The sequence below is a fragment of the Variovorax restrictus genome (assembly GCF_051216715.1).
Classification (GTDB): Bacteria; Pseudomonadota; Gammaproteobacteria; order Burkholderiales; family Burkholderiaceae_C; genus Variovorax.
Map to the genome: position 1 here is coordinate 2,877,739 of NZ_JBPJZH010000001.1, position 20,666 is coordinate 2,898,404.

Here is a 20,666-nt window from a genome sequence, read left to right on the forward strand (position 1 = left end):
TTGTCTCTGTGTTGTTGTCGTGGGGGAAGCGGGCCGTCACACACCGAGCAGCTCGTTGAGCACCGGCATCTTCGCGTCGAGCTCCGACGCGCCGAAGGTCTCGACGATGCGCCCGTGCTCCATCACGTAGAAGCGATCGGCCAGCGGCGCGGCGAAGCGAAAGTTCTGCTCGACCATCACCACCGTGTAGCCCTTGCCGCGCAGCATGTGGATCATTCGCGCCAGTGCCTGCACGATGACCGGCGCCAGGCCTTCGGAGATCTCGTCGAGCAGCAGCAGCTTGGCGCCGGTGCGCAGGATGCGCGCGACCGCCAGCATCTGCTGCTCGCCGCCCGACAGGCGCGTGCCCTGGCTGTTGCGGCGTTCGGCCAGGTTGGGGAACATCTCGTAGATCTCGTCGATCGACATGCCCGGCCCCATGCCCTTGAGCACCGGTGGCAGCAGCAGGTTCTCCTCGGCCGACAGGCTCGCGAAGATGCCGCGCTCTTCCGGGCAGTAGCCCAGGCCCAGGTGGGCGATGCGGTGCGTCGCCATGCCGATGGTCTCGACGCCGTTGATCTGGATGCTGCCCTTGCGCGCACCCACGAGGCCCATGATGGCGCGCATGGTGGTCGTGCGGCCGGCGCCGTTGCGGCCCAGCAGCGTGACGACTTCGCCGGGCTGCACGACCATGTCGACGCCATGGAGGACGTGCGATTCGCCGTACCAGGCCTGGAGGCCCTGGATTTGAAGTGCGGGTGCAGTCATCGATGTGCCTCCCGCCGGGCCGCCCCAAGGGAGGCACGCGCCCCCTCGGGGGGCAGCGAACTACACGAAGTGAGGAGCGTGGGGGTCATCAATGAGCTCCCTGCAGTTGGCCGTCGGTGGTGCCCATGTAGGCCTCCATCACCTGCGGGTTGCGGGAGACCTCGGCGTACGGCCCTTCGGCCAGCACCGCGCCACGTTGCAGCACCGTGATGGTGTCGGCGATGGTCGACACCACGCTCATGTTGTGCTCGACCATGAGGATGGTGCGCCCGACCGACACGCGCTTGATGAGTTCGGCCACGCGGTGCACGTCTTCATGGCCCATGCCTTGCGTGGGCTCGTCGAGCAGCATCAGTTCGGGCTCCATCGCCAGCGTGGTCGCGATCTCGAGCGCACGCTTGCGGCCGTACGGCAGGTTCACCGTGAGCTCGTCGGCGAGGTCGTCGAGGCCGACCTCGGCCAGCAGCCCACGGGCGCGGATGTCGAGCGGCTTGAGCGACCGCTCGCTCTTCCAGAAGTGGTACGACGTGCCCAGCGCGCGCTGCAGGCCGAGGCGTACGTTCTCGAGCAACGTGAGATGCGGGAACACCGCCGAGATCTGGAACGAGCGGATGATGCCGCGCCGCGCGATCTGCGCAGGGCGCTCGCCCGTGATGTCGTGGCCGTTGAACAGGATGGTGCCGGAGGTCGGCTCCAGGAACTTCGTCAGCAGGTTGAAGCAGGTCGTCTTGCCCGCGCCATTGGGGCCGATGAGCGCGTGGATGGACCCACGCACCACATTGAGGTCGACCTTGCTGACCGCGGTGAAGCCCTTGAATTCCTTGGTGAGCTGGCGCGTCTCGAGAATGATGTCGCTCATCTCGCGCGGGAGCCCGAAGGCTGGAAGGGAAAATCGGTCATGCGGTGCATCTGTTCGCGCCCACCTTGAGCGCGACCGCATTGTTGGCGACCCCCTCCCCCGTGCCTACTGGGGCAAATGCCTATGCTGCACTGCAACCTACGCGCGTTTCAGGCGCACGGCTGTCAGCGCAGCGTCAGGCTGGTCAATGCGCGCCCGCAGCCGCATCGCCGCCGCTGCCGCCCATCTGCGGCCGCGCCAGCCAGACCAGCGGGATCAGAAAGACGAACAGCACGGCCGAGGCATAGAACACGTCGTTCGATGCGAGCATGAACGCCTGCTGATCGATCAGCCGATTGATCTGCGCGAGCACCTGGTCGGTGCTCAAGCCGCTGTTGCTCAGGCTGTTCATGGTCGCCATCGCCGTCGCGTTGCCGGGATTGATCGACTCCGCGAGCTGCGCGTGGTGCACGGTCGCGCGGTTGTCCCAAACGGTCGTGACGACGGACGTGCCGATGGCGCCGGCCGTGATGCGCAGGAAGTTCGACAAACCCGAGGCGGCCGGAATGCGGTCGGGCGTCAACCCCGACAACGTGAGCGTCACCAGCGGGATGAAGAAGAAGGCCATCGCGATGCCCTGGATGATCGTCGGGATCATGATGGTGCCGATGTCGGCCTGCGTGTTGAAGTTGGACCGCATCCACAGCACCAGCGCGAACACGAGGAAAGAGAAGGTCGCATAACGACGCGGGTCGACTTTCGCCACCGTCATGCCGACGATCGGCGACAGCACGATGGCGAACGCGCCGACCGGCGCCAGCACCATGCCCGCCTGCGTTGCGGTGTAGCCCATGTACTGCTGCAGCCACAGCGGCATCAGCACGAGGTTGCCGAAGAACAGCCCGTAGGCCACCGCGGTCGCCACCGCACCCGACCAGAAGTTGCGTCGCTTGAAGAGCGACAGGTCGACCACCGGGTGCTCGTCCGTCAGCTCCCAGATGATGAAGAAGACGAAGCCCACCACCGCCACCACGGCCATCGTCACGATCGCCGGCGAATGGAACCAGTCGAGCTCCTTGCCCTTGTCGAGCATCAGCTGCATGGCGCCGACCCACAGCACCAGCAGTGCCAGGCCGACACCATCGATCGGCAGGCGCTTGATCTGGCTGTCGCGCTTGCGGTAGATCGACCAGGTGATGCCTGCGGCCAGCAGGCCCACCGGGATGTTGATGTAGAAGATCCACGGCCAGGAGACGTTGTCGGTGATCCAGCCGCCCAGCAGCGGCCCCATGACGGGCGCGACCAGCGTCGTCATGGCCCACATCGCCATCGCCGTCCCGGCCAGCGCGCGCGGGTAGCTCGCCAGCAGCAGCGTCTGCGACAGCGGGATCATCGGCCCGGCGACGAAGCCCTGCACGGCACGGAAAAAGATCAGCGTACTCATGTTCGGCGCCAGCCCGCACAGCCAGGAGCTGATCACGAACAGCAGGATGCTGAGCATGAACAGGCGCACTTGCCCGAAGCGCTGCGTGAGCCAGCCGGTGAGCGGCACGGCGATGGCGTTCGCCACGGCGAAGCTGGTGATGACCCAGGTGCCCTGCGTCGAGCTCACGCCGAGGTCCCCCGAAATGGCGGGCAGCGAGACGTTCGCGATCGACGTGTCGAGCACGTTCATGAAGGTCGCCGCGGACAGCGCGATCGTCCCGAGGATGCGCGCGGAACCTTCCAGTGGCGGATGGGCAGCGGGTGCGGCAGTGGTGGCCATGGGGCGGGCCAGCGATCAGCCGCGCGCGGCGTGGTGCATGGCCAGCGTGGCGCCATGCCCGTGCTGCGCGGCCGGGTGCAGGCTGGTCGACGGCTTGCTGTCGCCCGGCGCCGACGCCGCAGCTTGCGGCTTCACGGGGCGGCCGAGGTTGGCCGCGATGATGCGGGCGACATCGGCATCGGCCTCGGCGTCACGGTCGACATTCGCATACGCCTGCGTCTGCGCGAAGGCCGTGCTGCGCGGTGCATCGGCGAGCGCCTTGCCGCCCTTGTCGGTGACGTCGACCTCGGCATCCATCGACAGACCGACGCGCAGCGGATGGGCCTTGAGTTGCTCCGCGTCGAGCGCGATGCGCACCGGCACGCGCTGCACCACCTTGATCCAGTTGCCGGTGGCGTTCTGCGCCGGCAACAGCGCAAAGGCCGCCCCGGTGCCCACGCCGAGGCCGGCCACCTTCCCGTCGTATTCGACCTTCTCGCCATACAAGTCGGCCACGAGCTTGACGGGCTGGCCGATGCGGATGTTGCGCAGCTGGACTTCCTTGAAGTTGGCATCGACCCACAGCTGATCGAGCGGCACGATCGACATCATCGGCGTGCCGGCCGAGACGCGCTGACCGAGCTGCACCGTGCGCTTGGCCACGTAACCGTCGACCGGTGCCGGCAGCGCGACGCGTTGCACCGCGAGCCACGACTCGCGCACCTTGGCGGCGGCGGCCAACACGTTCGGGTGCTGCTCGACGCTGGTGCCTTCGGTCAGCGACTGGTTGCTGGCGAGCTGCTCGCGGGCCGACACGACACCGGCCTGCGCAGCGGCGAGCGCGCTCTTCGCGTTGGCCAGCGCCGTCTCGGAATGGTTGAGCTCTTCCTTCGACACCGCGCCGTTGCCGGTGAGCGCCTGGCGGCGCTTCAGGTCATCCTGCGCGCGGGCGATGTCGCTTTGCGCCTTGGCGATGTCAGACTGCTTGAGCGTGACCTGCGCAGCCAGCGAACCGTTGTTGGCGTAGAGCGTGCGCACCTGCCGCACCGCCTGGCCCAGCGCCGCCTCGGACTGCGCGAGTGCCAGCTTGGCATCGGCTGGGTCGAGTTGCACCAGCGGCTGGCCGGCTTTAACGAAGTCGGTGTCGTCCGCCATGATCGACAGCACGGTGCCGCCGACCTGCGGCGTGATCTGGATGACATTGCCCTGCACGTAGGCGTTGTCGGTGTCTTCGTAGTGGCTGGCCACCAGCCATTCGTAGACGCCCCAGCCACCGCCGGCGACGATGACGACCGCCGCCAGGGCGGTGAGTGCGCGGCGGCGTTTGGGGTTGCCGGCCTTCGCGGCCGGGGCAGCTGCTGCAGAGGGGGCGACTGTGTTGTTGTTGTCCATGTCAGTGTCCTTCGGGTTCGGGCGTTGGGTCGCGCGCGATGAGCACGCGCCGGATGTGTTCAGTGCGCGGTGGCGGTCTTGCCGGTGTCGGCGACAGCAACGGGCGGCTGCCATCCGCCGCCCAGCGCACGCGCCAGGCCGACCTGCGCTTCGAGCGCACGGGCCGCGAGGTCGACCGCCTGGCGGCGTTGCGCCAGCACGGTCGATTCGGCCGTCAGCACGTTGAGGTAGTTGCCGAGGCCGGCGCGGTAACGCTGCACGGCGATCTCGTAGGCGCCTTCGGCGGCGGCCTGTGCCTCGCGCTGCTGCGCCTGCTGGCGTGCCACCGATTGCGCGCTGCTCACCTGGTCGGCCGCGTCGCGCACCGCGTCGAGCACGCTGGCGTTGTAGCTCTCGATGGCGGCGTCGAGGTCGGCCGACTTGCCGCGCAGGTTGGCGCGCAGGCGTCCGCCCTCGAAGATCGGCAGGCGGATGGCCGGGCCGACGCCCCACTGCGCGCTGTTCGACTTCAGGAGGTTGTCCAGGCCCAGGCTCTGCATGCCGACGAAGGCCGTGAGACTGACGTTGGGATAGAACAGCGTCTTCGCGCCGGCGACATCGCCGGTGGCGGCCTCGACGCGCCAGCGCGCCGCGGCGATGTCGGCGCGACGCCCGATCAGGTCGGCCGGGATGGTCGGCTGCAGCGCGACGGCGTGCAGCGACGCCAGGCTGGGCGGGGTCAGCGCCTTCGTGGCATCGGGGCGCGCCACCAGCGCATCGAGCGCGTGTCGCGCGATCGCGATCTGCTCGTCGAGCGCCTCGATCTGCTGGCGCGCCTCGGGCAAACCGCCTTCGCTCTGGCGCAATTCGAGGCGCGTGTCGAGCCCGGCGGACACGCGGTCGCGCACCAGATTCAGCGTCTCGTCGCGCTGCGCCAAGGTGCGCCTGGCGACCGTCAGTTGGTCGTTCAGGCGCGCCCACTGGATGTAGCCGCGCGCGACGTTGCTGGCCAGCAGGATGCGCGCGGCATCGACCTCGGCTGCGGCCGCGTTGGACGTGCCCAGCGCGCTGTCGAGCGCTGCGCGGTTCTTGCCGAAGAAGTCGATCTCCCAGCTGCCGTTGAGCTGCAGGGTGCCCACCTCCTGGATCGAGCCGGCGAGCGGCGCGGGGTAGATGTAGTTGCTGCTGAACTTCTGGCGGGTCGCGTCGAGCGCCCCGTTGAGCTGCGGCTTGTCGGCCGATTCGGCCGTGGCGATCGCGGCCTGTGCACGCGACAGGCGCGCCCGCGCCATCGCGATGTTCGGGCTGCCGGCCAGCGCCTCGTCGACCAGCGCATCGAGCTGCGCATCGCCGAAGCCGAGCCACCAGCGGGCGTCGACCGCGCTGATTCCGGTGCTGAACGGAGCGGCCTTCAGGCCGAGCGAATCGGCATCGCGCAGCCTGGCCTGCGATGCGATGCCGGACATGTCAGCGCAACCGACGAGCACGGCGAGCCCGACCGCGGCCATGGGCAGTGTCAGGCCGCGACGGAGCATGGAAAACGGACGGGTCATTTTTTTTCTCCACGGGCCGACAAGGCCTGTGCGTTGTCGAGGATGCGCCGCAGGTAGCTCTTGAGCTGCTCCCACTCGGCTTCGCTGAAGCCCGCGAGGTGTTCGTTCTGCACCCGGCTGAGGATTTCAGGCACCTGTTGTGCGGCCACCCGGCCTTCGTCGGTCAACTCGATGTGGACGACCCGGCGGTCCTCCACCGAACGCACGCGCCGGCACAGACCCTTGGCTTCGAGCCGGTCGAGCAGCCGCGTCATCGCGCCGGCATCCAGCAGGCATTCGCGCGCGAGTTCGGCCACGGTGGTGGCTGCGCCCACCTCCAGCTTGTGCAAGGGCAGCCACTGCGGGTAGGTGGGGCCACCCGGCTCCGACATCTGGCTGTCCACCGCCTGCGCCACGGCCGTCATGATGCGCCGCATCAGGTAGCCCACGCTCTCCTCCGCGCGGTAGGTGTGCGCCGAATAGAAGGTCGGCACCTTCGGCGTCGCTGGGGCGGCGACGGCTTCCTGCAAGGGATTGGGCTTGTTCATCGGAGCGCGATGTTAGTTGCCTAGGCAATTACTGTCAAGGCTTCCTTTGCAAGGGCAACCGGTCAGTAGAATCGGCGAATGGCCGTCTCCGCTCCCCGCATGCCTGCAAAAGGCTCTCCGAAATCCCTGTCGGGCCTCGTTCCCTTTCTTCGGCCGTACCGCTGGCAGATCGCGCTCGCAGCGGTCTTCCTGCTGGCGGCAGCCGGCGCCACGCTGGTGTTTCCGCTGGCCTTGCGGCGGCTGATCGACGGCGGGCTGGTCACCACGGACCGCGGCGCGCAGACGATGGCGCTGCGCGACCACTTCTTCGCCCTCTTCGGCGTGGCCGTGGCGCTCGGGCTGTTCTCGGCGGCGCGCTTCTACACGGTGAGCTGGCTGGGCGAACGCATCACGGCCAACCTGCGCAATGCGGTCTACGCACACGTACTGCGCCAGAGCCCGCAGTTCTTCGAGACGACGCAGACCGGCGAGGTGCTGTCGCGCCTGACGGCCGACACGACGTTGGTGCAGACGGTGGTGGGCTCGTCGCTGAGCATGGGCCTGCGCAATGCGGTGATGGGCATCGGCGCACTGGGGATGCTGGTGTGGACCAACCCCTATGTGATGGGCCAGGTGCTGGGCGTGCTGGTGCTGGTGGTGCTGCCGAGCATGTGGTTCGGCCGCCGCGTGCGCAAGCTGTCGCGCGCCAGCCAGGACCGCGTGGCCGACTCGAGCGCCATCGCGGCCGAGGTGCTGAACGCCATCCCCGTGGTGCAAAGCTACACCGCCGAGACGCGCGAGGCGGCCCGCTTCGATGCCTCGACGGACAACGCCTTCCGCACCGCTGTACGTCGCGCCAAGGCGCGCTCGGTGCTGGTCGCCTTCATCATCATCGCGACCTCCGCTGCATTGCTGTGGGGCCTGTACCAGGGCACACAGGCGGTGCTGCAGGGCACGATCACCGCGGGCCACCTGGGCGAGACGGTGGTGTACGTGATCATCCTGGCCGGCGCCGCTGCCGTGCTCGGCGAGGTCTATGGCGACCTGTTGCGCGCTGCGGGCGCCACCGAGCGGCTGATGGAACTGCTGCACGCCCGCTCGGCCGTCGCGTCGCCAACGCAACCGGTCGCCGCCCCGGTGCCGCCGGCCGGCAGCGGCGTGGGCTTCGACGCCGTGACCTTCCACTACCCGTCGCGGCCCCTCACACCCGCGTTGCGCGACTTCAGCCTGCAGGTGGCGCCCGGTGAAACCGTGGCGTTGGTGGGCGCGAGCGGCGCCGGCAAGAGCACGGTGTTCCAGCTGCTGCTGCGCTACTACGACCCGGGCACCGGCCGCATCGCACTCGACGGCGTGCCGCTCGACGCACTCGCGCTCGACGATCTGCGCCACCGCATCGGACTGGTGCCGCAGGACGCCGTGATCTTCTCCGCCAGTGCCTTCGAGAACATCCGCTACGGCCGCCCGGACGCGAGCGCCGACGAGGTGTACGCCGCCGCGCGCGCCGCCTATGCCGAAGACTTCCTCAAGGCCTTGCCCGAGGGTTACGACACCTTCCTGGGCGAGCGCGGCGTGCGCTTGTCAGGCGGCCAGCGCCAACGCATTGCGATCGCACGGGCGATGCTCAAGAACCCGCCGCTCCTGCTGCTCGACGAGGCCACCAGCGCGCTGGATGCGGAAAGCGAACGGATGGTGCAGGCGGCGCTGGAATCGGCGATGGCCGGGCGCACGACACTGGTGATCGCGCACCGGCTGGCCACCGTTCAGAAGGCCGACCGCATCATCGTGCTGGACCAGGGGGCGATCGTCGAACAGGGCACGCACGCCACGCTGGTGGCCCAGGGCGGCGCGTACGCGAAGCTGGCGGCGCTTCAGTTCAATACGGGTGGGGCAGCCACCGCACGGAGCTGAACGCGCGCTTCAGAAATAGGGCTTGGCGTTAGGGTCGTACAACGGCCAGTTCGCATCCTTCTCCGAGATGTTCGACACGGGCAGCGGCCACGAGATGGCGAACAGCGGATCCGAATAGCGCACGCCCCACTCCGCTTCCGGCGTGTACGGCGCGGACACCAGGTAGGTCGCTTCCATGTCGTCGGTCAGCGTCTGGAACGAATGCGCGAAACCCGGCGGCACGTAGAGCTGCCGATGGCTCTGCGCGGTCAGCTCGAAGGCTTCGTGCTTCAGATAAGTCGGCGAGTCGTGGCGCAGGTCGATGATCACGTCGAGGATCGCGCCGCGGGTGCAGCGCACCAGCTTGGCCTCGACCGCATCGCCGCGCTGGAAGTGCATGCCGCGCAGCGTGCCCTTCTCCGCGGACATCGAGACGTTCTGCTGGACGAAGCGCGTCAGCAGGCCGTGTTCCTCGAACTCCTTCGTGCACATCGAGCGCGCGAAGAAGCCACGCGCGTCACCGCGCTTCTCGAGGTCGATCACCCAGGCGTCTTTGAGGGTCGTGGGCAGGAATTTCATGGCGTCACCGGAGGTCTGGAAATGGATGTCGAAGGTCAGGATGGCTGTCAGGCAGGCGTCGCAAACAGCGCTTCCTGCTCGGCGTAGAGCGCGTCAATCAGCCGGCCCGCAGGCACGTCGACGTCGGCGAAGGTCAGCGGCGTGTCCTTGGCGATGGCACGCCGGGCGGTGCAACCGACGGCGAGGCCGATCGGCAGCAGCTTCTCTGCCCGGATGGCGTCGATGTTCTCGGCCACGCCATAGACCTCGAAGCCGCCGAGCTCGTCGATGAGCTCGCCAGCCACCAAGTCTTTCTTGGCGACGGCGATCACGCCCACGCGCGGACCGGCAATTGGCGTGAGCACCGCGTCGTCGAACAGCACGGCCCGGGCCACCGAGGTCGGCACCTCGAAGTGGCACAGGTGGTATGGCGTGTAGAAGCAGTAGTAGGGGCCGGTGCCCAGCTTGTAGAGGTTGAGGTAGTGCGCCTGCCGCGCATCGCCGATCGTAGCGAGCACGAACACGCCGGGGCCGGGTCGCGCGCCGACCACGTAGTCGACGATGCCGGGGCCGCCCGCATCCAGGTGCGCCGCGAAGGAAGCCACGGTGTCTTCCAGAGGCACCAGCGGTGCGCCGGGGTTGCCGCCGGAGAAATCGGGGCCGAGCATGCCGCGTCGCGCCACCTGCATGCCGGTGCCGTTGGCGACGATGGCCTGCTCGAAGGAAATCTTGGTGCCGTCCGCGAAGGAAGCGACCATCGCCGCCTTCTGACCCCACTTCTCGGCGAAGGCGCGCTGCGTCGTCGGATTGCGGTAGGGGTCGTGCAGCCCCTTGATGTTGCCGCAGAGCACCGGCTTGGCACCGATGCCTTCGACGAAACGGAACAGGTTCATCTGCACGCCCGGCTGGTCGCCGTCGGAGAAGGTGAACACCACGCCCTTGGCCTCGGCCTTGTGCTTGAGGATCGGGCCGACGGTGCCGTCGAGTTCTGCATTCATCTGCACGACATGCTTGCCGGCCTCGATGGCCGCGAGCACGACGGTGGCCGCATAGTCGAGCGAGCCCGTGACTTCGATGATGGCGTCGAGGCCCTCGGCGGTGGCGAGCGCCAGTGCGTCCTCGGTCACCGCCGGCTGGCCCGACGCGATGGCGTCTTCGAGTGCCTGCTTGGTGTCGCAGCGCACCGGCTCGACGCCCGCCTCAGTGAATGCGGCGATCGCCGGTTCGATGCGACGGTTGGCCACCGCGCACAGGCGCATGCCGGGTGTCGACTGAATGATCTGGAGCGCGATGCCGCGCCCCTGGAAGCCGGCCCCGATGAGCCCGACCTTGATGGGTTTGCCGGCGGCGTGCCGCTTCTTCAATGCTGTGTCGACGATGATCATGGTGCTGTCTTTTGTTGGTGCGGCGCAGTGATGGCGCCGCCGGGAGCGCTAGTCTTTCCAGACCTTCCAGGGCGCATTGCCCTTGGCCCACAGCCCTTCGAGCACCTGCTTGTCGCGCAGCGAGTCCATGCTCTGCCAATAGCCGGCATGGTGGTAGCTCGCGAGCTTGCCGCGTTCGACGAGGCGTGCCATGGGCGCCTCTTCCCACATCTGGTGATCGCCGTCGATCACCTCGAAGATCTCGGGCTCGCAGACGAAGAAGCCGCCATTGATCAGGCCGCCATCGGTGGCGCCCTTCTCGCGGAAGCCCTGCACCTTGGTGCCGTCGTCCGTCAGATTCAGCGCGCCGTAGCGGCCGGGCTGCGTGACCGCGGTCAAGGTGCAATGGGCACCGGATGACTGGTGGAAGGCCATGAGCTTGTCCATGTCGACGTCGGCCACACCATCGCCGTAGGTCAGGCAGAAGCGCTCGTTTTCCAGGTGCTTCTGGGCCCGCTTGATACGGCCTGCCGTCATGGTTTCGATGCCGGTGTCGAGCACCGTCACGCGCCAGTTCTCGGCCTTGGCCTCCAGCCAGTCGACCTTGCCGGTGCCCAGGTCGATGGTGAAGTCGTTGCCGCGCCCCTGGAAGCTCAGAAAGTATTCGCGGATCGCATCGACCTTGTAGCCGCCGAGCACCACGAAATCGTTGAAGCCGTAATGCGCATACGTCTTCATGATGTGCCACATGATCGGCTTGCCACCGATCTCGACCAGCGGCTTCGGGCGAATCGTCGTCTCTTCGCTGAGACGCGTGCCGTAACCGCCGGCGAGCAATACGACCTTGACCATGTCGGAACTCCTGAAAACTGATGAATGCCGGGTCGACCGACCCGACGGAACCGAAACGATCAGGCGTCGAAACGCTGCCACTCGAAGGCCGCGTTGAGGCGGCCCGCGTCGAGGTGCCCCTGCAGCACATGCAGCCGAATCAGGCTGGACGAGCGGAAGTCGGCATCGGAAAAGCGCATGCGCGTCAAACCGTCGATCAGGTTGCGGATCGACGCGTTCAGGTCCACCAGCGGCTGATGCTGCGGGGCCAGCGAGCGGAAGAGACCGAAGTCGACCTGGTAGGAGCGGCTGTCTGCCGGTGCCGACAGGTTGATCGAGACCTCGGTGCCGGGCACGGCCGCCGCCACCGCGTGGGCCAGATCGCGCACCTGGTAGTTGCGGTCGTCGGAGCCGACGTTCACCGCCAGGTACTGACCGCCGTTGGAGGCCGGGCGTTCGACCGCCCAGTCGATGGCGCGCGCCATGTCGGCCACGTCGATCAGAGGCCGCCACGGCGAGCCGTCCGACAGCACGGTGATCTGGCCCTTGCTCAGCGCACCGGCCACGAAGTCGTTCAGCACGAGGTCCAGCCGCAGGCGATCGGACATGCCGCAGGCCGTCGCGAAGCGCAGGCAGGAGATGGTCATGTCGGTGTCGAGTTCGGCCAGCTCGCGCTCGGTGCCGATCTTCGACTTCGCATAGGCCGTGACAGGGTTGAGCCCGTCGGTTTCCTTGCGCGCACCGCCCACGGCCACGCCGTACACGCTGCAGCTCGACGCGAAGACGAAGTTCTTCACGCCGGCAGCCGCCGCCGCCTTGGCGATCGACACGGCGGCGCCCTGGTTGATGGCCATCGTCGGGTCGACGAAGCGGTCGCCCATCGGGTCGTTGGAGATGGCCGCCAGCTGCACGACGGCGTCGTAGCCCTGCAGGAATTCAGGGGCCAGCTGACGGACGTCGCCGTGGAACTGGGCGTCGAGGCTGCGCTCCGGCATCACGGTGGTGCCGGTGAGGCCATGGCTGAAGTAGCCGTTGTCGAAGCCGTGGAGAACGGCGTCAGGTCGGGCGGTGCGCAGGTATTTCGACAGGGCCGAGCCGACGTAGCCCATATTGCCGGTGATCAGGATCTTCATGGCGTTGGATACTCGAGGTTGCGTGTTGGGATGAACGTCAAACCTTCACCGGCCATGGTGCGCGGCCGGAGACATTTACGTTTGTTTGTCAAAAGTGTACACAAAAGTAATACTCGAACAAGCGCCCTTATCAAAATATAAGAGGCGCGAACGTGCATTCCTTCGGTGTCTGGGACCGGGACCCCGTCGCTCAGTGCGAGCCGCTTTTCAGCGCGTCTGGCACCGCGATGCCAATGAAGGGAACACCCTCCTCGTGCAGCGACGCAGCCTCCTCCGCCGACGCCGTGCCGCGAATACCGCGCTCGGCCGTCTCGCCGTAGTGCATGCGGCGCGCCTCTTCGGCAAAACGACCGCCGACGTCCTCGGTCTTCGCCAACACCTCGCGCACGGCGCGCATCCAGCGTGCCTCGGGCGAGTCCGCGGTGGCCACGGCGGTGGCGGGTGCGGCCGAAGCCTCGGGCGCTTTCGCGCCGCTCAGGTTGAGCCGCGGCGCGGACAGCAGCTTGGTGACGACGGTGTCGCCGCACATCGGGCAAGCGATCAGGCCGGTCGCGCGCTGTTCTTCGAAGGCCTCGTTGGACGCGAACCAGCCTTCGAAGGCATGGCCCTGGGGGCATCGGAGGTCGAGAACCTTCATGCCGGCAATGATCAGCCGCCGCTCAGGGCCGGCGGGGCCTGCCAGTCGAGCGTCCATGCGCCCGACAGGACATTTTGCAGCCACACCATGCAGCTGTGCGTCTTGGCGTCGGTCACGCGGCCGTCGCGGCAGCCATCGAACAGCTCCTGCGGCGTGGCGGTGAACACGTCGACGAACTCGCCATGGTCGAGCTGGCGATCGCCGAGCGTCAGCCCGCGCGCAAAGAAGATGTGGATGATCTCCGTCGAATAGCCGACGGCCAGATGCATCAGGCCGGCATAGGCCCACTCACGCGCGGTGTAGCCGGTTTCTTCCAGCAGTTCGCGCTGGCCGCAGACCAGTGGCGACTCGCCCGCATCGAGCTTGCCGGCCGGGAACTCGGTCATCACCTGACCCACCGGGTAGCGATACTGGCGCTCGAGCACGACGCGGCCGTCGTCCAGCAGCGGCACCACCACCACGGCACCCGGATGGATCACATATTCGCGCGTGGCCGTCTGGCCGTCGGGCAGGCGCACGGTGTCGCGCTTGGCATGGAGAAAATTGCCCTGGAACAGCAATTCGCTCGAGAGGCCCTCTTCCTTCAGATGCGCATCGTCCATGGGGTCAGTTCCTGTGTTTGAGCAGATAGCGCCAGGTGAAGCCAGGAAAGGCCAACACGATGAACAGCGCACCGGTGACGGCGTAGAACTCCCAGCCTTGCGGTGCGATCTGCCCGACCCGGCGCTCGAACAGCAAACCGATGCCGCCGACGATGAAGTAGAGGATCACGAGTTCGGCCAACCGAGTCGACAGTGACTTCCTGCCACTGACTCCGGCCGGAATGACGGCCAACAGTCGCTCGTTGACGAACGGCAGGTTCGCCGCCACCAGGGCCAGCAGCAGAACCAACCAGACGGAAGCGCTCTGCGACACGCGGGCGTCAGTTCGCCAGCGTGGCGACGATGGCCTGGGCGCACAGCGTCATCAGGCCACCGGGCACGATGCCCAGAATCAGGATGAGCGCGCCGTTGAGCGTCAGCACGGCACGCACGTCACGCGGCGCCGACACGGTGGTCGCGGTGACCGGTGCGTCGAAGTACATGACCTTCACGATGCGCAGGTAGTAGAAGGCGCCAATCAGCGACATCACCACCGCGAACACGGCCAGGCCGATGTAGATCGCCTGCCCCGACGCGATGAGCGCCTGCAGCACGGCGAGCTTGGCATAGAAGCCGACCAGCGGCGGCAGGCCGGCCAGCGAGAACATGGCGATGGCCATCACGCCGGCATACAGCGGACTGCGCTGGTTGAGGCCCGCGAGGTCGGTGATCTCTTCGCTCTCGAAGCCTTCACGCGCCAGCAGCAGGATGATGCCGAAGCTCGCGAGCGTGGTCAGCACGTAGGTCACGACGTAGAACATCGAGGCGCTGTACGCGAACTGCGCGTTGTAGGTGTTGCCGTTGACGACACCCGCCACCAGGCCCAGCAGCATGAAGCCCATCTGCGCGATGGTCGAGTAGGCCAGCATGCGCTTGAGGTTGGTCTGCGCGATGGCCGCCAGATTGCCCACCACCAGCGACGCGATGGCGAGCACCGCCAACATCTGCTGCCAATCGATGGCCAGCGGGAGCATGCCCTCCACCAGCAGGCGGATGATGATGGCGAAGGCCGCCAGTTCGGGCGCAGCGCCAATCAGCAGGGTGACGGCCGTCGGCGCACCCTGGTACACGTCCGGCACCCACATGTGGAACGGGGCGGCACCGACCTTGAACGCCAGCCCGGCCACGATGAAGACCAGGCCGAACACCAGCACCTGATGGTTCACCTTGCGGCTGGCGATGGCCTGGAACACTTCGTTGATGTCGAGCGACCCGGTCGCGCCGTACATCATCGACATGCCGTACAGCAGAAAGCCGCTGGCCATGGCGCCGAGCACGAAGTACTTCATGGCTGCTTCGCTGGCGGTCGCGTTGTCGCGGCGCAGCGCCACCAGGGCATAGCTGGAGAGCGTGAGCAGCTCCAGGCCGAGGTAGATCATCAGGAAGTTGCTGCCCGAGATCATCACGAATCCGCCCAGCAGCGAGAACATGCTGAGCGTGAACATCTCGCCGCCTCGCAGCATGCCGCGGTCCGCCGCATAAGGTCGGCCGTAGACCAGCGTCACCATCAGCGCGACGGTCGCGAAGCACTTGAGCCAGTTGCCCATCGGGTCGCTCACCACCAGGCCGCCGAAGCCGTAGACGGTCTGACCGTTATAGGCGTTGAGGCCCGTCAACGCGGCCACCACCGCCAGCGTGAGCAAGGACAGAATGTAGGTGCGGGTGCGGCGTGCGCCGGTCGTCGACAGATCCACCAGTGCAATGATGCAGGTCATGACCAGCAGCACCACTTCGGGGTAGATCGTCATCCAGCTGAGTTTGTCAATCATCTCGTTCTCTTGTCAGCGTGGATTTCAGGGGAGCTTCGACACGGCGACGTGGCGCAGCAGGTCGACCACGGACGCATCCATCACATCGGTGAAAGGCTTCGGAAAGAGGCCCATCCACAGCACGGCGACGGCCAGCAGCCCCAGGATCAGGAACTCGCGGGCGTTGATGTCTTTGAGTTCCTTCACGTGGTCGTTGCCCACCGGGCCCAGGTAGACGCGCTTGTACATCCACAGCGTGTAGGCGGCGCCGAAGATCAGCGCCGTGGCGGCACCGAAGCCGACCCAGAAGTTGGCCTTGACCGCACCGAGGATCACCATCCACTCGCCCACGAAACCGGCGGTGCCCGGCAGGCCGCAGTTGGCCATGGCGAAGAGCAGCGCGAAGGCAGCGAACTTGGGCATGGTGTTGACCACGCCGCCGTAGTCGGCGATCTGGCGCGAGTGCATGCGGTCGTACAACACGCCGATGCCCAGGAACATCGCCGCCGAGACGAAGCCGTGCGCAATCATCTGCACGATGCCGCCGGACACACCCAGTTCGTTGAAGATGAAGAAGCCGAGCGTCACGAAGCCCATGTGGGCCACCGATGAATAGGCCACCAGCTTCTTCATGTCCCTCTGCACCAGCGCGACCAAGCCGACGTAGATCACGGCAATCAGCGACAGACCGATCATCAGCCAAGCCCACTCGCGCGAGGCGTCGGGGGCGATCGGCATCGAGAAGCGCAGGAAGCCGTAGGCACCGAGCTTCAGCATGATCGCGGCCAGCACGGCGGAGCCGCCGGTGGGTGCCTCGACGTGCACATCGGGCAGCCAGGTATGGAACGGGAACATCGGCACCTTCACCGCGAAGGCCGCGAAGAAGGCGAAGAACAGGAAGCTCTGCGCACCGCTCGCCAGCGGCAGCTGGTGCCAAGTGAGGATGTCGAAGCTGCCACCCGATTTGTTGTACAGGTAGATCAGCGCGACCAGCATGAGCAGCGAGCCGAGCAGCGTGTACAAGAAGAACTTGAAGGCCGCGTAGATCTTGTTCGGGCCGCCCCAGATGCCGATGATCAGGTACATCGGGATCAGCGTGGCTTCGAAGAAGACGTAGAACAGGATGCCGTCGAGCGCCGAGAACACGCCGACCATCAGGCCCGACAGGATCAGGAAGGCACCGAAGTACTGGCTCACGCGCTCGGTGATCACCTCCCACGCCGAAATCACGACGATCACCGTGATGAAGGCGGTCAGCAGCACCATCCAGACCGACAGACCGTCGACGCCCAGGTGATAGCTCACGTTGAAGCGCTGGATCCAGCTGAACTTCTCGACGAACTGCATCGACGCGGTGCCGAGCTGGAAACGTGTGTACAGCGGAATCGTGACCAGGAAGCTCACGATGGCACCGACCAGCGCGATCCAGCGAACCAGGTTCGCACGGTCGTCACGGCCGATGGCCAGGAGCAGGACGCCGAAGGCGATCGGCACCCAGATGGCAAGGCTCAACAAACCCATTTTTCTTTTTCTCCAGCGCGCACGCTTACTTGTTGAACCAGACGAAGTACGTCATGAGCACGAAAACGCCCAGCAACATCGCGAACGCGTAGTGGTAGATGTAGCCCGACTGCATCCAGCGCACCACGCCGGCGATGCGGCCGATGAGCTTCCAGGAGCCGTTCACAACGGCACCGTCGATCAGGGCCTGGTCGCCGCCCTTCCAGAAGGCGGTACCGAGCGCACGGGCGCCACGCGCCACGATGTTCTCGTTGATCCAGTCAAGGTAGTACTTGTTCTCGAGCAGGCGATAGACCGGGCCGAAGCCGCGCTTGATCGCAGCAGGCAGGGCCGGATTGATCATGTACATGTAGTACGAAGCCACCACGCCAGCCAAGGCCAGCCAGAACGGCATCGTCGTCAGGCCGTGCACCGCCATGGCCCAGGGACCGTGGAACGCTTCTGCCATCTCGCGCATCGCAGGATGCTTGTCGAGATTGAAGAAGATAGCGTCCTTGAAGAACTCGCCATAGAGCATCGGCTGGATCGTGATGAATCCGATCACCACCGAAGGAATGGCCAGCAACACCAGCGGCAGCCAGACCACCCAGGGCGACTCGTGCGGCTTGTGGGCGTCATGGCCGTGGCCGTGATCGCCATGGCCATGGTCGTCGTGCGCATGCGCATCGTGGTGCGCGTCCGGGTTCTGGTCGTAACGCTCCTTGCCGTGAAACACGAGGAAGTACATGCGGAACGAATAGAAGGCCGTGACGAACACGCCCGCCAGCACTGCGAAGTTGGCGAAGCCGGCACCCCACAGTTGGCTCTCGTGCACCGCTTCGATGATGCTGTCCTTCGAGTAGAAACCCGAGAACAGCGGCGTGCCGATCAGTGCGAGCGAGCCCAACAGCGAGGTGATCCAGGTGATCGGCATGTACTTGCGCACACCACCCATCCAGCGGATGTCCTGGTTGTGGTGCATGCCGATGATCACCGAGCCGGCACCGAGGAACAGCAGCGCCTTGAAGAACGCGTGCGTCATCAGGTGGAACACCGCGACCGAATAGGCCGAGGCGCCCAGCGCGACCGTCATGTAGCCGAGCTGCGAAAGCGTCGAGTACGCGACCACGCGCTTGATGTCGTTCTGGATGATGCCCAGGAAGCCCATGAACAGTGCGGTGATGGAGCCGATCACAAGGATGAAGCTCAAGGCCGTGTCGCTCAGTTCGAACAGCGGCGACATGCGCGCCACCATGAAGATGCCGGCCGTCACCATGGTCGCCGCGTGGATCAGCGCCGAGATGGGGGTCGGGCCTTCCATCGAGTCGGGCAGCCACACGTGCAGGGGAAACTGCGCGCTCTTGCCCATCGCGCCGATGAACAGGCAGATGCAGATCACGGTCACGAGCATCCACTCCGTGCCCGGGAACGTCAGCTTGGCCAGGTCGTCGGCCTTGGCGAAGGCTTCGCCGTAGTTCAGCGTGCCGGCGTAGGCCGCGATCAGGCCGATGCCGAGGATGAAGCCGAAGTCGCCCACGCGGTTGACCAGGAAAGCCTTCATGTTCGCGAAGATCGCGGTCGGCTTGTTGAACCAGAAGCCGATCAGCAGGTACGACACCAGGCCCACCGCCTCCCAGCCGAAGAACAGCTGGAGCATGTTATTGCTCATGACGAGCATCAGCATCGAGAAGGTGAACAGCGAGATGTACGCGAAGAAGCGGTTGTAGCCCTCGTCTTCTTCCATGTAGCCGATGGTGTAGATGTGGACCATCAGCGACACGAAGGTCACGACGCACATCATCATGGCGGTGAGGCCGTCGACCAGGAAGCCGACTTCCATCTTGAGGCCGCTGACGATCATCCATTCGTACAGCGTGGCGTTGAAACGCGCGCCGTCGACGACCACGCTCTTGAGCGTCATGACCGAGATCAGGAAGGCGATGGCGACGCCGAGGATGGTCAGCGAATGCGTGACCTTGCGGCCGATGTGGTTGCCACCGAATTTCGTGCCGAAGAGGCCCGCCAGTGCAGCGCCGACCAGCGGTGCCATCGGGACCGCCAGCAGCGTGGATGCGGAGAGTGTTGCGCTCATGAGAAAGCCTTATCCCTTGAGCGTGTTGAGTTCGTCGACATTGATGCTCGACTTGTTCCGGAACAGGAGCACCAGCAGCGCCAAGCCGATGGCCGACTCGGCCGCGGCGACCGTCAGGATGAAAAACACGAAGATCTGGCCATGCATGTCGCCCAGGTAGTGCGAGAAGGCCACGAAGTTCATGTTGACCGCCAGCAGCATCAGTTCGATGCACATCAGCAGCACGATCAGGTTCTTGCGGTTCAGGAAGATGCCGATGACCGACATCGCGAACAGCATCGCGCCGAGCGAGAGATAGTGAGGGAGGGTCAGTGTCATGCCTTCTTCTCCGGAGCGGCGGTGGCGGCAGGCGCGGGTTCGGCCGGCGGTGGTGGGGGCGCGGCGCGCGTGACGTCGACCTTCACGAGTTGCATGCGATCGCGCGCCTTCACGTGGATCTGGTCACTCACGTCGATGAACTTGGTGTCCTTGCGCTGGCGCAGCGTGAGCGCGATAGCGGCGATCATCGCCACCACGAGGATCACGGCAGCGATCTGCACCGGGTACACATACTCGGTGTAGAGCAGGATGCCCAGCGCCTTGGTGTTCGAGCCACCCTGCGTCATGGCCGCCTGTGCCGCTGCGGGCAGTTCGCGGAAGCCGCCCATCAGCACGTAGGCCATTTCGAGCGCGATCACCACGCCGACCAGCGCGGCCAACGGGAAATGCTTCCAAAAGCCCTGTCGAAGGCTGTCCATGTTCAGGTCGAGCATCATGACGACGAACAAGAACAGCACCATCACGGCGCCCAGGTAGACCAGCACCAGAACGATGGCCAGGAACTCGGCCTGCAGCAGCAGCCACACGGCCGATGCCTGCGAGAACGCGAGCATCAGATAGAGCACGGCGTGCACGGGGTTGCGCGCCGTGATGACTCGGAAGGCTGCGAACAGCAGCACCAGCGAGAACAGATAGAAGAAGCCAGTCTTGACGTCCATGGAATTTTTCTTTGGGGCGTCTGCCGTTAACGGTACTTTGCGTCCGCGGCCTTGTTGGCCGCGATCTCGGGTTCGTAGCGGTCACCGACAGCCAGCAGCATTTCCTTGGTGAAATACAGGTCGCCACGTTTTTCGCCGTGGTACTCGAGGATGTGGGTCTCGACGATCGAATCGACCGGGCAGCTCTCTTCGCAGAAGCCGCAGAAGATGCACTTGGTCAGGTCGATGTCGTAGCGCGTGGTGCGGCGCGAGCCGTCGTCACGCACTTCCGATTCAATGGTGATAGCCACCGCCGGGCACACCGCTTCACACAGCTTGCAGGCGATGCAGCGCTCTTCGCCGTTGTCGTAACGGCGCAGGGCGTGCAGGCCGCGGAAGCGCGGCGACAGCGGGGTCTTCTCCTCGGGGAACTGAACCGTGATCTTGCGGCGGAACGCGTAGCGTCCCGTCAGGACCATGCCCTTGAGGAGTTCCGTGAGCATGAAGCTCTTGAGGAAGTCCTTCACCGAGAAGGTAGAAGCAGCAACAGCTGAAGACAT

General features: G+C 65.9%; 20 protein-coding genes. 1 reads left to right on the forward strand and 19 read right to left on the reverse strand.

The features are described 5' to 3' along the window. Positions 1-36 precede the first annotated feature (36 nt). The 6 genes from ACSFA0_RS13580 to ACSFA0_RS13605 form a co-directional block, all read right to left on the reverse strand. Positions 37-747, reverse strand: coding sequence for an ABC transporter ATP-binding protein (locus ACSFA0_RS13580; RefSeq protein WP_435450690.1), 711 nt, complete (start codon positions 745-747; stop codon positions 37-39). Positions 748-835: 88 nt separating this feature from the next. Then, the gene (locus ACSFA0_RS13585) at positions 836-1,606 is read right to left on the reverse strand and encodes an ABC transporter ATP-binding protein (RefSeq protein WP_435450691.1); all 771 of its coding nucleotides are present in this window, start codon (positions 1,604-1,606) and stop codon (positions 836-838) included. A gap of 184 nt (positions 1,607-1,790) precedes the next feature. Further along, positions 1,791-3,350 carry a DHA2 family efflux MFS transporter permease subunit gene (locus tag ACSFA0_RS13590; RefSeq protein WP_435450692.1) on the reverse strand — a complete coding sequence of 520 codons (1,560 nt, stop codon included), beginning with the start codon at positions 3,348-3,350 and terminating at the stop codon, positions 1,791-1,793. Between the two features lie 15 nt (positions 3,351-3,365). Beyond that, complete coding sequence (locus ACSFA0_RS13595) at positions 3,366-4,721, reverse strand: HlyD family secretion protein (protein WP_435450693.1); 1,356 nt, start codon at positions 4,719-4,721, stop codon at positions 3,366-3,368. Between the two features lie 59 nt (positions 4,722-4,780). Beyond that, entirely contained in the window at positions 4,781-6,253 is a 1,473-nt protein-coding gene (locus ACSFA0_RS13600; RefSeq protein ID WP_435450694.1) for an efflux transporter outer membrane subunit, read from the reverse strand. Next, positions 6,250-6,780 carry a MarR family winged helix-turn-helix transcriptional regulator gene (locus ACSFA0_RS13605; protein ID WP_435450695.1) on the reverse strand — a complete coding sequence of 177 codons (531 nt, stop codon included), beginning with the start codon at positions 6,778-6,780 and terminating at the stop codon, positions 6,250-6,252. The genes ACSFA0_RS13600 and ACSFA0_RS13605 overlap by 4 nt, the downstream gene beginning before the upstream one ends. Positions 6,781-6,858: 78 nt before the next feature. On the opposite strand from ACSFA0_RS13605, the gene ACSFA0_RS13610 reads away from it, so the two are divergent. Then, on the forward strand, positions 6,859-8,667 hold the full coding sequence (locus ACSFA0_RS13610; RefSeq protein WP_435450696.1) for an ABC transporter transmembrane domain-containing protein: 1,809 nt from the start codon (positions 6,859-6,861) through the stop codon (positions 8,665-8,667). Positions 8,668-8,676: 9 nt separating this feature from the next. Here the strand turns inward: ACSFA0_RS13610 and rfbC are convergent, their stop codons facing one another. The 13 genes from rfbC to nuoI form a co-directional block, all read right to left on the reverse strand. Continuing rightward, entirely contained in the window at positions 8,677-9,225 is a 549-nt protein-coding gene (gene rfbC, locus ACSFA0_RS13615; protein WP_435450697.1) for a dTDP-4-dehydrorhamnose 3,5-epimerase, read from the reverse strand. Positions 9,226-9,272: 47 nt separating this feature from the next. Then, positions 9,273-10,589 carry an NAD(P)H-dependent oxidoreductase gene (locus ACSFA0_RS13620; RefSeq protein WP_435450698.1) on the reverse strand — a complete coding sequence of 439 codons (1,317 nt, stop codon included), beginning with the start codon at positions 10,587-10,589 and terminating at the stop codon, positions 9,273-9,275. A gap of 48 nt (positions 10,590-10,637) precedes the next feature. Further along, entirely contained in the window at positions 10,638-11,420 is a 783-nt protein-coding gene (rfbF, locus tag ACSFA0_RS13625; RefSeq protein ID WP_435450699.1) for a glucose-1-phosphate cytidylyltransferase, read from the reverse strand. Positions 11,421-11,479: 59 nt separating this feature from the next. Next, the gene (locus ACSFA0_RS13630) at positions 11,480-12,532 is read right to left on the reverse strand and encodes an NAD-dependent epimerase/dehydratase family protein (RefSeq protein ID WP_435450700.1); all 1,053 of its coding nucleotides are present in this window, start codon (positions 12,530-12,532) and stop codon (positions 11,480-11,482) included. Between the two features lie 190 nt (positions 12,533-12,722). Then, positions 12,723-13,169, reverse strand: coding sequence for a DUF1178 family protein (locus tag ACSFA0_RS13635; RefSeq protein ID WP_435450701.1), 447 nt, complete (start codon positions 13,167-13,169; stop codon positions 12,723-12,725). Positions 13,170-13,180: 11 nt separating this feature from the next. Continuing rightward, positions 13,181-13,771, reverse strand: a complete 591-nt coding sequence (locus ACSFA0_RS13640) for an NUDIX domain-containing protein (protein WP_435450702.1) — start codon at positions 13,769-13,771, stop codon at positions 13,181-13,183. Positions 13,772-13,775: 4 nt separating this feature from the next. After that, on the reverse strand, positions 13,776-14,084 hold the full coding sequence (locus ACSFA0_RS13645; protein WP_435450703.1) for a DUF2818 family protein: 309 nt from the start codon (positions 14,082-14,084) through the stop codon (positions 13,776-13,778). A 7-nt stretch (positions 14,085-14,091) separates the two neighbouring features. Beyond that, entirely contained in the window at positions 14,092-15,579 is a 1,488-nt protein-coding gene (gene nuoN / locus ACSFA0_RS13650) for an NADH-quinone oxidoreductase subunit NuoN (protein ID WP_435450704.1), read from the reverse strand. A gap of 24 nt (positions 15,580-15,603) precedes the next feature. Then, entirely contained in the window at positions 15,604-17,079 is a 1,476-nt protein-coding gene (locus ACSFA0_RS13655; RefSeq protein ID WP_435450705.1) for an NADH-quinone oxidoreductase subunit M, read from the reverse strand. A 25-nt stretch (positions 17,080-17,104) separates the two neighbouring features. After that, positions 17,105-19,150 (reverse strand): NADH-quinone oxidoreductase subunit L, encoded by a 2,046-nt coding sequence (nuoL, locus tag ACSFA0_RS13660; protein ID WP_435450706.1) that lies wholly within the window; start codon positions 19,148-19,150, stop codon positions 17,105-17,107. Positions 19,151-19,159: 9 nt separating this feature from the next. Further along, on the reverse strand, positions 19,160-19,468 hold the full coding sequence (nuoK, locus tag ACSFA0_RS13665) for an NADH-quinone oxidoreductase subunit NuoK (protein ID WP_435450707.1): 309 nt from the start codon (positions 19,466-19,468) through the stop codon (positions 19,160-19,162). Continuing rightward, positions 19,465-20,127 (reverse strand): NADH-quinone oxidoreductase subunit J, encoded by a 663-nt coding sequence (locus tag ACSFA0_RS13670; protein ID WP_435450708.1) that lies wholly within the window; start codon positions 20,125-20,127, stop codon positions 19,465-19,467. Before ACSFA0_RS13670 ends, nuoK begins: the two co-directional genes overlap by 4 nt. A 26-nt stretch (positions 20,128-20,153) precedes the next feature. Further along, on the reverse strand, positions 20,154-20,666 hold the full coding sequence (nuoI, locus tag ACSFA0_RS13675) for an NADH-quinone oxidoreductase subunit NuoI (RefSeq protein WP_435450709.1): 513 nt from the start codon (positions 20,664-20,666) through the stop codon (positions 20,154-20,156).

Coding starts and splice junctions, on each gene's coding strand:
- ACSFA0_RS13670 (WP_435450708.1), bottom strand. CDS start 20,127: ATGGACGTCAAGACTGGCTTCTTCTATCTGTTCTCGCTGGTGCTGCTG.
- ACSFA0_RS13580 (WP_435450690.1), bottom strand. CDS start 747: ATGACTGCACCCGCACTTCAAATCCAGGGCCTCCAGGCCTGGTACGGC.
- rfbF (WP_435450699.1), bottom strand. CDS start 11,420: ATGGTCAAGGTCGTATTGCTCGCCGGCGGTTACGGCACGCGTCTCAGC.
- ACSFA0_RS13630 (WP_435450700.1), bottom strand. CDS start 12,532: ATGAAGATCCTGATCACCGGCAATATGGGCTACGTCGGCTCGGCCCTG.
- ACSFA0_RS13620 (WP_435450698.1), bottom strand. CDS start 10,589: ATGATCATCGTCGACACAGCATTGAAGAAGCGGCACGCCGCCGGCAAA.
- ACSFA0_RS13605 (WP_435450695.1), bottom strand. CDS start 6,780: ATGAACAAGCCCAATCCCTTGCAGGAAGCCGTCGCCGCCCCAGCGACG.
- ACSFA0_RS13610 (WP_435450696.1), top strand. CDS start 6,859: ATGGCCGTCTCCGCTCCCCGCATGCCTGCAAAAGGCTCTCCGAAATCC.
- ACSFA0_RS13600 (WP_435450694.1), bottom strand. CDS start 6,253: ATGACCCGTCCGTTTTCCATGCTCCGTCGCGGCCTGACACTGCCCATG.
- ACSFA0_RS13585 (WP_435450691.1), bottom strand. CDS start 1,606: ATGAGCGACATCATTCTCGAGACGCGCCAGCTCACCAAGGAATTCAAG.
- nuoK (WP_435450707.1), bottom strand. CDS start 19,468: ATGACACTGACCCTCCCTCACTATCTCTCGCTCGGCGCGATGCTGTTC.
- rfbC (WP_435450697.1), bottom strand. CDS start 9,225: ATGAAATTCCTGCCCACGACCCTCAAAGACGCCTGGGTGATCGACCTC.
- ACSFA0_RS13595 (WP_435450693.1), bottom strand. CDS start 4,721: ATGGACAACAACAACACAGTCGCCCCCTCTGCAGCAGCTGCCCCGGCC.
- nuoL (WP_435450706.1), bottom strand. CDS start 19,150: ATGAGCGCAACACTCTCCGCATCCACGCTGCTGGCGGTCCCGATGGCA.
- ACSFA0_RS13640 (WP_435450702.1), bottom strand. CDS start 13,771: ATGGACGATGCGCATCTGAAGGAAGAGGGCCTCTCGAGCGAATTGCTG.
- nuoN (WP_435450704.1), bottom strand. CDS start 15,579: ATGATTGACAAACTCAGCTGGATGACGATCTACCCCGAAGTGGTGCTG.
- ACSFA0_RS13635 (WP_435450701.1), bottom strand. CDS start 13,169: ATGAAGGTTCTCGACCTCCGATGCCCCCAGGGCCATGCCTTCGAAGGC.
- nuoI (WP_435450709.1), bottom strand. CDS start 20,666: ATGTCTTCAGCTGTTGCTGCTTCTACCTTCTCGGTGAAGGACTTCCTC.
- ACSFA0_RS13590 (WP_435450692.1), bottom strand. CDS start 3,350: ATGGCCACCACTGCCGCACCCGCTGCCCATCCGCCACTGGAAGGTTCC.
- ACSFA0_RS13655 (WP_435450705.1), bottom strand. CDS start 17,079: ATGGGTTTGTTGAGCCTTGCCATCTGGGTGCCGATCGCCTTCGGCGTC.